This window comes from Streptomyces sp. NBC_00442, from assembly GCF_036014195.1.
Classification (GTDB): Bacteria; Actinomycetota; Actinomycetes; order Streptomycetales; family Streptomycetaceae; genus Streptomyces.
The window spans coordinates 6,886,939-6,899,509 of the sequence record NZ_CP107918.1; the positions used below are offsets into that span (position 1 = coordinate 6,886,939).

General features: G+C 73.4%; 15 protein-coding genes. 7 read left to right on the forward strand and 8 right to left on the reverse strand.

Annotation, left to right across the window (positions count from 1 at the left end):
• Window positions 1-13 precede the first annotated feature (13 nt).
• Window positions 14-1,375 (forward strand): geranylgeranyl reductase family protein, encoded by a 1,362-nt coding sequence (locus OG432_RS31020; RefSeq protein ID WP_328314264.1) that lies wholly within the window; start codon window positions 14-16, stop codon window positions 1,373-1,375.
• A gap of 48 nt (window positions 1,376-1,423) precedes the next feature.
• Here the strand turns inward: OG432_RS31020 and OG432_RS31025 are convergent, their stop codons facing one another.
• The gene (locus OG432_RS31025; protein ID WP_328314265.1) at window positions 1,424-1,879 is read right to left on the reverse strand and encodes a nitroreductase family deazaflavin-dependent oxidoreductase; all 456 of its coding nucleotides are present in this window, start codon (window positions 1,877-1,879) and stop codon (window positions 1,424-1,426) included.
• A 193-nt stretch (window positions 1,880-2,072) separates the two neighbouring features.
• On the opposite strand from OG432_RS31025, the gene OG432_RS31030 reads away from it, so the two are divergent.
• From OG432_RS31030 to OG432_RS31040, 3 genes are all read left to right on the forward strand, one after another.
• On the forward strand, window positions 2,073-2,771 hold the full coding sequence (locus OG432_RS31030; protein WP_328314266.1) for a TetR/AcrR family transcriptional regulator: 699 nt from the start codon (window positions 2,073-2,075) through the stop codon (window positions 2,769-2,771).
• Window positions 2,772-2,833: 62 nt separating this feature from the next.
• Complete coding sequence (locus OG432_RS31035) at window positions 2,834-4,225, forward strand: sensor histidine kinase (RefSeq protein WP_328314267.1); 1,392 nt, start codon at window positions 2,834-2,836, stop codon at window positions 4,223-4,225.
• Window positions 4,222-4,887 (forward strand): response regulator transcription factor, encoded by a 666-nt coding sequence (locus tag OG432_RS31040; protein WP_328314268.1) that lies wholly within the window; start codon window positions 4,222-4,224, stop codon window positions 4,885-4,887. Before OG432_RS31035 ends, OG432_RS31040 begins: the two co-directional genes overlap by 4 nt.
• Here OG432_RS31040 and OG432_RS31045 read toward each other — a convergent pair.
• The gene (locus OG432_RS31045; RefSeq protein WP_328314269.1) at window positions 4,848-5,135 is read right to left on the reverse strand and encodes a DUF6332 family protein; all 288 of its coding nucleotides are present in this window, start codon (window positions 5,133-5,135) and stop codon (window positions 4,848-4,850) included. The two genes, OG432_RS31040 and OG432_RS31045, sit on opposite strands and share 40 nt — an antisense overlap.
• A 531-nt stretch (window positions 5,136-5,666) precedes the next feature.
• Between OG432_RS31045 and OG432_RS31050 the strand changes: the two genes are divergently transcribed.
• A complete protein-coding gene (locus OG432_RS31050; RefSeq protein ID WP_328314270.1) occupies window positions 5,667-6,071 on the forward strand; it encodes a MarR family transcriptional regulator in 405 nt (134 codons plus the stop codon).
• A gap of 100 nt (window positions 6,072-6,171) precedes the next feature.
• Here OG432_RS31050 and OG432_RS31055 read toward each other — a convergent pair whose 3' ends face one another.
• Entirely contained in the window at window positions 6,172-7,377 is a 1,206-nt protein-coding gene (locus OG432_RS31055; RefSeq protein WP_328314271.1) for an MFS transporter, read from the reverse strand.
• Window positions 7,378-7,511: 134 nt separating this feature from the next.
• Between OG432_RS31055 and OG432_RS31060 the strand changes: the two genes are divergently transcribed.
• Window positions 7,512-8,732, forward strand: a complete 1,221-nt coding sequence (locus OG432_RS31060) for an ROK family protein (protein WP_328314272.1) — start codon at window positions 7,512-7,514, stop codon at window positions 8,730-8,732.
• Here OG432_RS31060 and OG432_RS31065 read toward each other — a convergent pair.
• The 3 genes from OG432_RS31065 to OG432_RS31075 form a co-directional block, all read right to left on the reverse strand.
• Window positions 8,720-9,604, reverse strand: a complete 885-nt coding sequence (locus OG432_RS31065; RefSeq protein ID WP_328315313.1) for a phosphotriesterase family protein — start codon at window positions 9,602-9,604, stop codon at window positions 8,720-8,722. The two genes, OG432_RS31060 and OG432_RS31065, sit on opposite strands and share 13 nt — an antisense overlap.
• Window positions 9,598-10,167, reverse strand: coding sequence for a DUF4865 family protein (locus tag OG432_RS31070; RefSeq protein WP_328314273.1), 570 nt, complete (start codon window positions 10,165-10,167; stop codon window positions 9,598-9,600). The genes OG432_RS31065 and OG432_RS31070 overlap by 7 nt, the downstream gene beginning before the upstream one ends.
• Window positions 10,168-10,252: 85 nt before the next feature.
• Window positions 10,253-10,825 carry a TetR/AcrR family transcriptional regulator gene (locus OG432_RS31075; RefSeq protein ID WP_328314274.1) on the reverse strand — a complete coding sequence of 191 codons (573 nt, stop codon included), beginning with the start codon at window positions 10,823-10,825 and terminating at the stop codon, window positions 10,253-10,255.
• Between the two features lie 267 nt (window positions 10,826-11,092).
• On the opposite strand from OG432_RS31075, the gene OG432_RS31080 reads away from it, so the two are divergent.
• Window positions 11,093-11,380, forward strand: a complete 288-nt coding sequence (locus tag OG432_RS31080) for an SHOCT domain-containing protein (protein ID WP_328314275.1) — start codon at window positions 11,093-11,095, stop codon at window positions 11,378-11,380.
• 103 nt (window positions 11,381-11,483) lie between these two features.
• Here the strand turns inward: OG432_RS31080 and OG432_RS31085 are convergent, their stop codons facing one another.
• On the reverse strand, window positions 11,484-12,008 hold the full coding sequence (locus OG432_RS31085) for an ATP-binding protein (RefSeq protein ID WP_328314276.1): 525 nt from the start codon (window positions 12,006-12,008) through the stop codon (window positions 11,484-11,486).
• Window positions 12,009-12,157: 149 nt separating this feature from the next.
• The gene (locus tag OG432_RS31090; protein WP_328314277.1) at window positions 12,158-12,487 is read right to left on the reverse strand and encodes a hypothetical protein; all 330 of its coding nucleotides are present in this window, start codon (window positions 12,485-12,487) and stop codon (window positions 12,158-12,160) included.
• Window positions 12,488-12,571: the final 84 nt, after the last annotated feature.

Sequence of the window (12,571 nt, forward strand, 5' to 3'; positions counted from 1 at the left end):
ACTGCACCGTAGGATGCGGTCGTCAAGAGGACACTGGTCTGATGGGGAGCACAGGCACATCGTGAGCAGCGAGAACACAGACGCCGGGACGGACGGACCCCTGGGCGGGCACGAGGGCGAGCCCAGCGCCGAGCCGACTGCCGAGTCCGCCGCCGAGGCGGTGACGGAGCCGGCGCCGGGGCTGGTGACGGAGTCGGCGACGGGGCCCGTCTGGGACGTCGTCGTGGTCGGCGCCGGGCCCGCGGGCGCCTCGGCCGCTCACGCGGCGGCGGACGCGGGGCGCACGGTACTGCTCCTGGAGAAGGCCGAGCTGCCGCGGTACAAGACCTGCGGCGGCGGCATCATCGGACCCTCGCGCGACGCCCTGCCCGCAGGCTTCGACCTGCCGCTCCAGGACCGGGTGCACGCGGTGACCTTCTCCCTCAACGGGAAGCTAGCGCGTACCCGCAGGTCGAAGAAGATGCTGTTCGGCCTCATCAACCGGCCCGAGTTCGACGCGGGTCTCGTGGCGCTCGCCGAGAAGGCCGGGGCCGTGGTCCGTACCGGCGTCACCGTCTCCAAGGTCGAGCAGCACGGCTCGGCCGTCCCCGACCGCCGCACCGTGGCCGTCGTCCTGTCCGACGGGGAGACAGTCCTGGCCCGTGCCGTCGTGGGCGCCGACGGCAGCGCCGGCCGCATAGGAGCACACGTCGGAGTCAAGACCGACCAGGTCGACCTGGGTCTCGAAGCCGAGATCCCGGTGCCGCCGAGCGTGGCCGAGGACTGGGCGGGGCGGGTCCTCATCGACTGGGGCCCCATGCCCGGCAGTTACGGATGGGTCTTCCCCAAGGGCGACACCCTGACCGTCGGCGTGATCTCGGCACGCGGCGAAGGTGCCGCCACCAAGCGGTACTTGGACGACTTCATCGCGCGGCTCGGCCTTGCGGGCTTCGAACCGGCCATCTCCTCGGGCCACTTGACGCGCTGCCGCAGCGACGACTCGCCGCTTTCCCGCGGCCGGGTCCTGGTCTGCGGCGACGCGGCGGGCCTGCTGGAGCCGTGGACGCGGGAGGGCATCTCCTTCGCGCTGCGCTCGGGTCGCCTCGCCGGCGAGTGGGCGGTGCGCATCGCCGAGTCGCAGGACGCCGTCGACGCGCGCCGTCAGGCCCTGAACTACGCCTTCGCCATCAAGGCCGGGCTCGGCGTCGAGATGGCGGTGGGCCGGCGGATGCTGACCCTGTTCGAGAAGCGCCCGCTGCTGCTGCACGCCGCGATCACCGGACTGCGGCCCGCGTGGAACGCCTTCGCGGACATCACCCGCGGCGCCACCACCCTGGCCGGCCTGGTCCGCACGCACCCGCTGGCCCGGCGCGCCCTCAACGCCGTCGACCGCTGACCCGCCCCGGCGGGGCCGGACACCCCTGGCCCCGCCGGCCCGGCGGCCTCACGGGGTGGGGGTGACGCGGAAGACGGGGTGGTCGGGGGCAATGCGGCGCAGCTCCGCGTCGCTGGAGTCGGGGCCCACGCCGTTGAAGAAGACGCCCACCTCCGCCTTCCAGCGCTTGAGGTAGGCGCGCAGCAGGGCGGGCTTGTCGTCGTCGGCGACCTCGACCGCGGTGAACACCTCGGTCTTCTTGCCGAGGTGCAGCTCGCCGCCGCCCGCCGCCCGCATGTTGTGCGTCCACTGGACGTGTCCGCGCGGAGCCACCAGATACCGCGCTCCGTCGACCGTCAGCAGGTTGACCGGGGTGCGACGCCACTCGCCGCTCTTGCGGCCGCGGACGGCGAGGACGCGCGAGCCCCAGACGCTGATACCGCGGCGGGTCACCCAGGCGACGGCCCGGTTGAGGACGTTGACCGTGAACCAGCCGGGCTTCTGGACGTGTGCGGATGAGGACATCGGGTGTCTCCCCTTGAAGCTGACGCGGTCGATGAGGCTGGAGGCCGAGAGAGCGGTGCTCTCGTTCGTGAGCAGTGTGCACTGAATCGGCGCTCTCAAGCAAGAGCGGCGCTCTCGAAAAGGCGCGGTGATCTGTTTTGTGTGCGGCGGTCGCGTTCGTGGTCGGTGCTCTCACACCTGGCAGACTGGTGCCATGAGCACCGGTCAGGGAGCCCGCGCACGGGCACGGATCGAAGTCACCGCGGCCATCAAGGACGAGGCGAGAAAACAACTGGCGGCCGACGGCGCGACCAAGCTCTCGCTGCGCGCCGTGGCACGCGAACTCGGCATGGTCTCGTCGGCGCTCTACCGCTACTTCCCCAGCAGGGACGACCTCTTGACCGCCCTCATCGTCGACGCCTATGACGCCGTGGGCGAGGCCGCCGAGCACGCCCTCGCCCAGCAGCGGAAGTCCGCGTCGCCCGCGGCCCGGTGGACCGCCGTCTGCCGCGCGGTGCGCGCCTGGGCCCTGGCGCACCCCCACGAGTACGCGCTCATCTACGGCACCCCCGTTCCCGGCTACACCGCGCCGCAGGCCACCATCGGCCCCGCCGCGCGCGTCGGGCTCGCCCTCCTGGCCATCGTCCGCGACGCCCATGAGGGCCGGGGCATCGCGCCGCCGACGCTCGCCGCACCCGTGCGCGCCGAGGCAGGTCGGATGGCCGCGGACCTCGCTCCCGACCTGCCCCCCGCCGCTGCCGCCGCCCTCGTCGCCGCCTGGGCGCAGCTGTTCGGGCTGATCTCCTTCGAGTCGTTCGGCCAGTTCCACCGGGTCGTGGAGGACCGGGAGGCGTTCTTCACGCACGCCGCTCAACAGCTCGCCCACTCCGTCGGCCTCGTACTCCCCGCGTAGTACGCGCGATCACCTCGTGCGGCGGACGACCGGGCCCACCGCTCCGGTCTAGCGTGGCCGGTATGGAAGAGCAGCAGGCGCCGCGCGCCGACCGCCGCGGCGGGCCGCCCCGGCGGCGGGAGGGCGCGGGACCGCCGTGGCCGCTGCGGCGCCGGGCGTGGAACGCCAAGGACACGGCGGACGCGAAGGACACGGCGGGCGCGAAGGACACGGCGGGCGCGAAGGGCGCTGCGGACCCGGCGGGCGAGGCGTCGCGGCTGCCGTGGGCGTCGACGGCGGCGCTCACCGTGTTCGTGCTGGTCGGCACCCACTTCGCCGCGCACGCCCAGTCCCACCGCACTCCGCTCGACGCCTTCGCGCAGGTGCTGCTCGTCGCCGGGTGCGCGGTGCTCCTGCTGCGTCTGCGCCATCCCGTCGTCGCCGTCTTCGCGACCTCGGCGGCCGCCCTGCTCTACCTCGGGGCGGGCTACCCCTACGGCCCGGTCTTCGTGCCCGTCGCCGTCGGCTGTTTCGCCGCGGTCGTCGCCGGCTGTCGTCGGCAGGCCTGGGCCGCGGTCGGCATGCTCTGGCTCGGACACCTCCTCGTCGCGCACTGGCTCTACCGATGGCTGCCGCCCGAAGGGGACGCCGCGGCGTCGTGGGGGCAGGAACTGGGCATCGCCGCCTGGGCGGTGGCCGTCGTCGCGGTCGCCGAGCTGCTGCGCGCCCGCCGGGAGCAGTGGGCCAGGGAGCGCTCCGCGCGGCTCGCCGCCGCCAAGCGGCGCGCGGACGAGGAGCGGCTGCGGATCGCCCGCGAACTGCACGACGTGCTCGCCCACAGCATCTCCGTCATCAATGTCCAGGCCGGCGTCGGCCTCGCCCTGATCGACTCCGACCCGGAGCAGGCACGCACCGCCCTGACCACCATCAAGTCCGCGAGCAAGGAGGCGCTCGGCGAGGTGCGCCAGGTCCTGGAGACGTTGCGCGCGCCCGGAGAGGCGCCGCGCTCCCCGGCTCCCGGCCTCGACCGGCTGCCCGAACTCGTCGAGCAGGCCGCGAGCGCGGGGCTCACCGTCACGACCACGACGAGCGGACGGCGAAGGGCGCTGCCGCCCGGCATCGACCTGGCCGCCTTCCGTATCGTTCAGGAGGCCCTCACGAACGTCGTGCGCCACTCCTCCGCACGCTCCGCGCACCTCACGGTCGGCTACGAACCGGACGCCCTGGTGCTGCGCGTCGACGACGGCGGCCCGCCGTCCGGCGGTGACGCGGGAGGCAGCGGCAGCGGCCTGATCGGCATGCGCGAGCGGGCCGCCGCGCTCGGTGGCACCATCGACGCGGGACCGGTCACGGGCGGCGGTTACCGCGTCGCCGCCAGGCTTCCGCTCGCCACCGGACCCGGCACCCTGCGGATGCCGGACGGCCGGCCAGCCACCCCGCCCCCATCGGCCGGCGACCCCGAGGAGGGGCCATGATCCGCGTACTGCTCGCCGACGACCAGATCCTGGTGCGCGCCGGGTTCCGGGCGCTGCTCGACGCGCAGGGCGACATCGAGGTGGTGGGGGAGGCCGCCGACGGCGCGCAGGCGCTCGCCCTGGTGCGCGACGCGCGGCCCGACGTGGTCCTGATGGACATCCGGATGCCGCGACTCGACGGCCTCGCCGCGACCCGGCGCATCACCTCCGACCCGGAACTCGGCGGCGTCAAGGTGGTCATGCTCACCACCTTCGAGCTCGACGAGTACGTCTTCGAGGCGATCCGCTCCGGCGCCTCGGGCTTCCTGGTGAAGGACACCGAGCCGCAGGAACTGCTGCGCGCGGTCCGTGCGGTGGTCGACGGCGACGCTCTGCTCTCGCCCGGGGTGACCCGGCGCCTGATCGCCGAGTTCGCCGCGCGCTCGAAGGAGCCGACGGCCGCCGACGCCCTGGCCGGACTCACCGACCGGGAACGGGAGGTGATGGCGCTGGTGGGCCTCGGGCTGTCCAACGAGGAGATCGCCCGTCGCCTCGTCGTCAGCCCGCTGACCGCGAAGACCCATGTCAGCCGCGCGATGGTGAAGCTCGGCGCCCGGGATCGGGCCCAACTGGTCGTACTGGCCTACGAGTCGGGGCTCGTACGCCCCGGCTGGCTCGGCTGACGCGGCCCGCGGCCCGAGCCGTGGGGAAAGCGCCACAGGACGTGCACGGTCCGCCAGACGAAGACGATGAGGGCGCAGCCGCCACCGAGCAGGAGCAGCACCCGCCGCAGCGGGTAGGGGAGTTCGAGCGCGTAGCCGGAACCGGCGATCGCGCCGAACACCACTGCGGCTGCGAAGAGGGCGCTGGCCAGCGCGTATGCGATCTCGATGGTGATGGCGTCCCGCTCGGCCCGACTCCGTGTCCCCATGCGCGAAGTCTCACAGCAGGGACGCCCGGGGAGCAACCGCCGCCCGTCGGCCGCGCCCGCGGAATTGGCCGAGGACGACCCGGCCGCATGCTCACTCGCCCCACCGCGCGGCTCACGTCCTGGAGTGGTACGCCGCCCACCGTGCACCGTGCACCGTGCCCGCCCCCGTGCACAGGTCATGTCCCCTGTGGCAGACCGCACGCGCCGCACCGTGCCCGCCGCCCCGCACAGGCCACGTCCCACCCGTCACTCCGCACGAGCCCGTGGCCCCGGGTCACCCGCCCATGTGCCGGACGCACACGTGCCGTCTGCCCATGTGCCGGACGCACACGTGCGCCACGCCTCCATGCCCCACGCCTCCATGCCCCACGCCCACATGTCCCGAGCCCACGTGTCACCCACCCTCGTACGGTCGGCACACGGACCACATGCCCCCGCACCACATGCCCCCGCACCACATGCCCCCGCATTGAATGCGCCCGCATTAAATGCGAGCGCATGAAAACCGGCCACCTCTGCTACGGTGCGGCCATGGCAGCTGAGAAGCCCGAGCGCCTGCTCGTGGAGGAATGGCGGGACATCCTCGCGACCCACGCGCGTACGACCTGCGAACTCGATCGGGAGCTGCACGCGTACGGGCTCTGCGCGAGCGATTTCGAGGTCCTCGACATGCTGGCCGAATTGCGCGAGGACGAGTCGGCCTGCGGGCTCCGCGTGCAGGAGCTGGCCTCGCGGATCCATCTCAGCCAGAGCGCGCTGTCCCGGCTGATCGGCCGGCTGGAGAAGGACGGCCTGGTCGTCCGGAGGATGTGCCGCGAGGACAGGCGCGGCGTGAGCGTGTCGATCACCGAGGCCGGCCGTTCCCGCCACACCGAGGTGCTGCCGTTGCAGCGCGCGGTGCTCGCCAGGATGCTGACGGCCCGGCCCGAGGCCTGACCAGTGGCGTAACCGCGGGGTCGCCCGCGCGGTGCGAGCCCCGCTGGCGGCGGTCGCATCCTCGCATCCCTTGTCCCTCCAGCCCCCAGCCCCCAGCCTCCTAGGCCGTCGCGTGGCGGGCGGTGCAGGCGATCAGCGAGGCGCCCGCCGCCAGCGCGGCGACCGTGGTCAGGGCGACCGGCAGGGAGGCCCATTCGGCGAGCAGCCCGATCGCGGGCGGGCCGAGAAGCATGCCGCCGTAGCCGAGCGTGGACGCCGCCGCGACACCGCCGGGGCCGGCGAGGGCGCCCGCCCGTGCGACGGCGACGGGGAAGATGTTGGCGAGCCCGAGCCCCATCACGGCGAAGCCGGCCAGGGCGAGCCAGATCTGTGGTGCGAGCGCTCCGAGCAGCATCCCGGCGCAGGCCGTGAGCCCGCCCACCACCAGGGTGCGGGTCTGGCCCAGCCGCTCCAGGAGGACGGTGCCGGAGAGACGGCCGGCCGTCATGGCGAGGGCGAACAGCGAGTAGCCGACGGCCGCGATGCCGGGCGCCGCCGCCAGGTCCTGCTCCAGGTGGAGGGCGCCCCAGTCGGCCATCGCTCCCTCGCCGTACGCCGTGCAGAGCGCGATCGCGCCGAAGAGCAGCACCAGCCGACGGGAGCGTCCGTCGAGGCGCCGGCCCCGTGCGTGCGGGGTGCTCGGGTGTACCGGAGCCGGATGCCGCAGCAGCACCCGCCCCGCCAGCGCGGTCACCAGGAGACCGAACCCCGTCAGGGCCATCAGGTGCGAGGTGGCGGAGAGGTTTCCGGCGACGAGCGCGCCGACCCCCGCGCCGACCATGCCGCCGAGGCTGAACGCCGCGTGGAAACTCGGCATCACCGGGCGGCGCAGCGCCGCGACCAGGTCGACGGCCGCGCTGTTCATCGCCACGTTGACGCCGCCATAGGCGGCACCGAACAGCAGCAGGACCAGGCCGAGCGCCAGGGCGGAGTGGGTCTGCGGAGGGAGCGCGATGGCCAGGGCCATGAGGCCGCCGCACGCCACGGTCACCCGATGGCTGCCGAAGCGGCGGCAGAGGCGGCCGGTGAGCACCATCGTCACCACGGCACCGGCCGAGACCCCGAGCAGGGCGAGCCCGAGCTCGCCCGCGGAGGCGCCGGTCTGCTGCTTGATCGCGGGGATACGGACCACCCAGCCGGCGAACAGGAAGCCGTCGAGGGCGAAGAACACGGTCAGGGCGGAGCGGAGGCGGAACAGGGTGGGTGTGGCGGTGTGTGAGCCATGGCCCCCCGGAACGGCCGTCCGCACTTTGTTTAGTAGCGGCACAAAGTCAGGATAGGGGTAGCTCGGGGCGCGCTTCAACCACACGGACGGCAGGAGGCGGACGGCCCGCGCCGCCGTGGCGCACGGCCTTCGGCGGAGGGACGGCTTCCGTCCGGGATCATGGGAGACTCGCCCCCATGAACGGCAAGGTGACCAGCACCCGGACCAGGCTCGACAGGGGCCGCGGCGCGCTCGGACCCGCCCTGGAGCTGGTGCACACCGGCCGCGCGCCCACGCGTGCCGTCCTCACCGCGGAGCTCGGCGTCACCCGCGCCACCGCGGGCGCGGTCGCCGCCGAACTCGAAGCGCTCGGCTTGATCCAGGTCGATTCCCGGCCCGCGGCGGCAGGTTCCCAGGGCCGCCCCTCGCACCGCCTCGCCGTCCACGAAGCGGGCCCCGTCGCGCTCGCCGCCCAGGTGCACGCCGACGGCTTCCGGGCCGCGCTCGTCGGCCTCGGCGGCGAGATCGTCGCCACCGACGCGGGTCGTGTCATCGTCTCCGCCGACCCGGCCCAGGTGCTTGGTGACGTCGTCGACGCGGGCGCGGCTCTCCTCAAGGGCAGCGGCCGGCGCTGTGTGGGTGCGGGTCTCGCCGTGCCCTCCGCCGTCGCCGAACCGGAGGGGACCGCGCTCAACCCGCTGCACCTGGCCTGGCCGGCCGGCTCGCCGGTACGCGAGATCTTCGCCGAACGGGTGCGCGCGGCAGGCATCACGGGCCCCGCCTTCACCGGCAACGACGTCAACCTCGCGGCGCTCGCCGAGCACCGTCACGGCGCCGGCCGCGGAGCCCGGCACCTGCTCTGTGTCGCCACCGGCCACCGCGGTGTCGGCGGGGCCCTCGTCCTCGACGGCCGCCTGCACACGGGGAGTTCGGGCCTGGCCCTCGAAGTCGGCCATCTCACCGTCAACCCCGACGGCCGCCCCTGTTACTGCGGAAGCCGCGGCTGCCTCGACGTCGAGGCCGACCCGCTCGCCTTCCTCGCCGCGGCCGGCCGCGCGCCGGGGCCCGAGGTCTCGCTCCTCGAACAGTCGCGGGCGCTGCTGCGCACCGAGTACGAGGACGTCGCGGTGCGGCGCGGCGCAGAGGAACTCATCGACCGGCTCGGCCTCGGTCTCGCCGGACTCGTCAACATCCTCAACCCCGACCGGATCGTCCTGGGCGGTCTGCACAAGGCGCTCCTGGAGGCGGACCCGGACCGCCTGCGCGCCGTGGTGGCCGACCGCAGCCTGTGGGGCCGGAGCGGCGGCGTCCCGATCCTCGCCTGCTCCCTCGACCACAACAGCCTGGTGGGAGCGGCCGAGCTGGCCTGGCAGCCGGTGCTCGACGACCCGCTGGGAGCGCTGGCTCACCAGGCGTAGACGCGCCCCGGATTGCTGACGAGGATCCGCTCCACCAGCTCGTCGCCCAGGGCGAGTTCCAGCCTCGGCCGCACCCGGCGCATCAGGTACGGCATCCCCGGCGTGTCCGGTGTCACGGTGTCCCCGCCGAGCAGCAGCCGGTCGGCGAACCCGGCGTCCGCCAGCGCCGCCAGCGCGTCGGGCATCCGCCAGTCCGTGGCGTGGTTGGCCCTGGACGGCCCGTCGAAGGCGAGGTACGCGCCCGCCTCGGCGGCCAGGCGGTGCACGGTGAAGTCGGGGGAGCGGTTGAGATGACCGAGGATCACCGAGCGGGGCGCCACCTCCAACTCCCCGCACAGCAGGTCCAGCACGTCCAGCGCGCCCGTGCCCAGCTCCAGATGGACGGCGATCGGCGCACCCGTGACGTGGTGCGCCTCGGCGGCGGCGCGCATCGTGCGGGTGGCGTGGTCGTCGAGCCCGTGGAAACCGCCCGCCACCTTGATCATCCCGGCCCGTACCCCGGTGTCGCCGATGCCCTCGGTCAGCTCGCCGACGAAGAGTCCGGTGAGACGGTCCAGGACGGAGCGGAGTACCTCGTCCGCGTAGTGGGCGGCTTGGTGCAGCCCGGTGGCGGCGACGATGTGCACCCCCGACTCCCTTGAGAGCGATGGGAGTTCGCCGGCCCGCCGGCCCATTCCGTACGGCGTCCACTGGACCACCGTGCCGCCGCCCAGCTCACGGAACGCGCCGAGCGCTTCCGCTGCCCGCCCGACGTCGTCCAGTTCCTGGCCCGGCAGTCGCGGGCTGCGGATGAAGAGGTGGTCGTGCGCGTCGACGGCACCGAGCGCGGCGGGCTCCACCCTGCCGAGGACCGTGCGTACCGCGCTCACCAGTGCCGTCCCGAGCGCAGCCCGGCGCGTCCGGGCTGCGACAGGTGCAGCACCTGGAACCGGTCGCCGGGCTCGGACGGATCGGCTTGTTCCCAGAGGGTGAACCGCACCAGCTCCCAACGGCTCGGGTCGATGGCCACGGCGCTCGCCACCACCCCGGGCGCGAGCGCCCTGTCGGCCTCCCGCGCCGCGAACGCGGCGGGTTCGACCCCGTCGGGGACCGGCACGCACAGACGGGTCGCGGTGGCCGGCACCGCCGAGGACGCGGGCCCTTCGGCGTAGGCGAGGCCGGCCCAGTGGCGTACCCGCGGCCGCCCGAAATCGTCGACGATGCCCTGGAATCCGGGGCCGCACAGGAAGGAGTTCATGCCGTCGGACGTGGCCCAAAGGTAGAACGGGGCATAGGAGTTGACCGGGGAATCGACTCCGCGCTCACGCATCAGATAGGCCTTGAGGCCGAGCCCGGGGAAGTCGTCCAGGAGGTGGCCCCGGGTGGCGACGCGCTTGCGGATGATCTCCATGTCGTAGTCGGCGGGCAGAGTGATCTCGTACTGCATGGCCTGCACGGCGTTCGTTCTCCTCGGGCAGCGGGCAGCGGGCAGCGGGCAGCGGGCAGCGGTCGCGGGGCCGGTGGGCGTCGGCTGCGGGTGGTCACCCGGGGGCGAGCAGCGAGAGCAGGCCGCGCACTCCCGCGTCGAACGCGTCCGGCGAACCGGATGCGCGCGCCAGCACGTAGCCGCCCTGGACCGTCGCCACGACGGCCGCGGCGATCTCGCCCGGCACCACGTGTGCGCCGAACTCGCCCTGATCCAGGCCCTCTTGGACGATGGCCGCGATGCGTCCGCGCAGCCAGTCGAGCGTCTCGTCGACGGGTGCGCGCAGCGCGGGGTCTGCGATGATCTCGGGGTCCATGGTGAGGCGTCCGACGGGGCAGCCGCGCAGCACGTCGCGTTCGCGCAGCAGATAGGCCGCGATGCGCTCGTACGCCGTGCCGTCGCCCCCGAAGGTGGCCTCGGCCGTGGCTCGCATCTCCTCGGCGGTGCGCCGGATCGCGGTCAGGGCCAGATCGGGCTTGCCGGCGAAGTGGTGGTACATGCTGCCCTGGCCCGCGTCCGCCCGCTGCTGGATCGCCTTGGGGCTCGTGCCCACGTATCCACGCTCCCACAGCAGCTCGCGGGTGGCGGAGATCAGACGCTCGGAAGTGCTCATGACATCAATGTACATACCAGTAGGTACAGAATCCAGTAGGTGCAGAATCCAGATCCAGGGCGGACGCCTCACGCGGCGAGCCGAAGGCGAAGGGCGGGGGCGAAGGGCGGAGGCCGCAGGCGGAGGCCGCAGGACGTGGGGCGGAATCCGGCTACTCCGGCGGGGGTAGCCCGACTGCCGCCCGCCGTACGACGACGCGCACCCCACGGCGGCGGGAGGCTCGAAGCATGAACCGGCCGTCCCGTCGAGGAGCGCCGGAGGACAACGAGGGAGCTGAGCGAGATGAACACTCTGGCCTACGCGGGGCCCGGACCCTGGATCCTCTTCTTCCCGCTGATCTGGGCCGCCGTGATCTTCACCGTCGTCACCGTGGCGCGGCGCGCCGGATGGCGGGGCCGTCGCGGTCCCTGGCGCCCGCCTCTGGACGACCGTTCACCCATCGCCGTGCTCGGCCGGCGGTTCGCGGCGGGCGAGATCGACGAGGAGGAGTACTGGCGCCGCATCTCCGTGCTCGAAGAGCACTTCGGGCGGACCGGCCTCACGGGTACGGGCAAGGGCGGCGCGCCCTGAGGCCGGGCCCGGCCGTGCGGGGCCGTGGCGGGGACCGGGTCCGCACGGCCGGAGGCCCTCCGCGCGGGATCGGCGCCGCGACGTGCGGCGCGTCCCTGCCCGGTCAGCCCGCGACGGACGACCTGGCGGCGGCCTTCACCCGCTCGCGCACCGGACGCGGACGGCTCTCCTTGAAGGCGGGCGTCGCCGTCGGTTCGTACAGCGGGTACGAGGAAAGGGGTGGTGCGGGCGAGGGGGCGGCGAGGGTGAACCACACGGTCTTGCCCAACTCGCCCTGTGGGCGCACCCCCCACGCCTCGCTGACCGCGGCGATCAGCGCGAGCCCGCGGCCGCCGGTGGCCATGGTGTCGGCCTTGCGCACCGCGGGGGGAAGCGTCGGATCGTGGTCATGGACGGAGATGGTGAGCCGGTCGAGCAGCAGCTCGATCTCCACCGTGCACATCTTGTCCGGCTCGGCGTGCCGGTGGACGTTGGTCAGCAACTCGGTGACGCCGAGCGCCGCCTCGTCTATCAACGGATCCAGATGCCAGTAGCGCAACTGCGCCGACACGATTCTGCGGACCTGTCCGATCCGCGACGGCAGGGCTTGGAGCTCCACCGTGCACTGCCTGTTTGGCTGGCTGATCACGGTTGCGACTCCCCGATTAGGTCCGGAAGTAGCTGTCTGGTCCGGCGGCCTTGCTCGGAGCGTCACCGCCGGTAAACCCTCAGTGATGTGACACCAGCGTGGACCAGGGGTGGGGAGTGCGCAACTCGCACCCGCCGGCGCACGCACGTTCAGTGCTGCGCTCCGTGCGCCGTCTGCCGCATGGCCTGCAGGAATCGCTGCGTCAGATCGGGTCCGCGCGAACGGCCGGGATCCTGGTCCATCGTCAGCCGGTAGCGGGTGCCGTTCAGCCGCGCCACCGTCCGGTCCTCCTTGGCGAGCCAGGGCAGCCAGGGTCGCGCCGTGCTGACCGCGTCGACGGGCGCGCTGTCGATCTCCCGCCCGTTGCTGGTGAGCAGGGCGAGCCGGCCGTCCTTGATGAGGACCTCGCCGGCTCTCGTCAGCGAGCGCGTCCACCGCTCGATCCGTACGCCCTTCGCACTGAACTCGGGTTCGGCCATGACCATCCGGCCCCCTTCGCATCGCTCCTGGTGGGCAGTCTGCACAACGTCGAGCCTACGCACCAGGGTGCGTGGGGGATCGGG

Excerpts from the sequence above, each read along its gene's own strand:
- OG432_RS31020 (WP_328314264.1), top strand. The coding sequence starts at position 14 with ATGCGGTCGTCAAGAGGACACTGGTCTGATGGGGAGCACAGGCACATC.
- OG432_RS31025 (WP_328314265.1), bottom strand. The coding sequence starts at position 1,879 with ATGTCCTCATCCGCACACGTCCAGAAGCCCGGCTGGTTCACGGTCAAC.
- OG432_RS31030 (WP_328314266.1), top strand. The coding sequence starts at position 2,073 with ATGAGCACCGGTCAGGGAGCCCGCGCACGGGCACGGATCGAAGTCACC.
- OG432_RS31035 (WP_328314267.1), top strand. The coding sequence starts at position 2,834 with ATGGAAGAGCAGCAGGCGCCGCGCGCCGACCGCCGCGGCGGGCCGCCC.
- OG432_RS31040 (WP_328314268.1), top strand. The coding sequence starts at position 4,222 with ATGATCCGCGTACTGCTCGCCGACGACCAGATCCTGGTGCGCGCCGGG.
- OG432_RS31045 (WP_328314269.1), bottom strand. The coding sequence starts at position 5,135 with ATGGGGACACGGAGTCGGGCCGAGCGGGACGCCATCACCATCGAGATC.
- OG432_RS31050 (WP_328314270.1), top strand. The coding sequence starts at position 5,667 with ATGGCAGCTGAGAAGCCCGAGCGCCTGCTCGTGGAGGAATGGCGGGAC.
- OG432_RS31060 (WP_328314272.1), top strand. The coding sequence starts at position 7,512 with ATGAACGGCAAGGTGACCAGCACCCGGACCAGGCTCGACAGGGGCCGC.
- OG432_RS31075 (WP_328314274.1), bottom strand. The coding sequence starts at position 10,825 with ATGTACATTGATGTCATGAGCACTTCCGAGCGTCTGATCTCCGCCACC.
- OG432_RS31080 (WP_328314275.1), top strand. The coding sequence starts at position 11,093 with ATGAACACTCTGGCCTACGCGGGGCCCGGACCCTGGATCCTCTTCTTC.
- OG432_RS31090 (WP_328314277.1), bottom strand. The coding sequence starts at position 12,487 with ATGGCCGAACCCGAGTTCAGTGCGAAGGGCGTACGGATCGAGCGGTGG.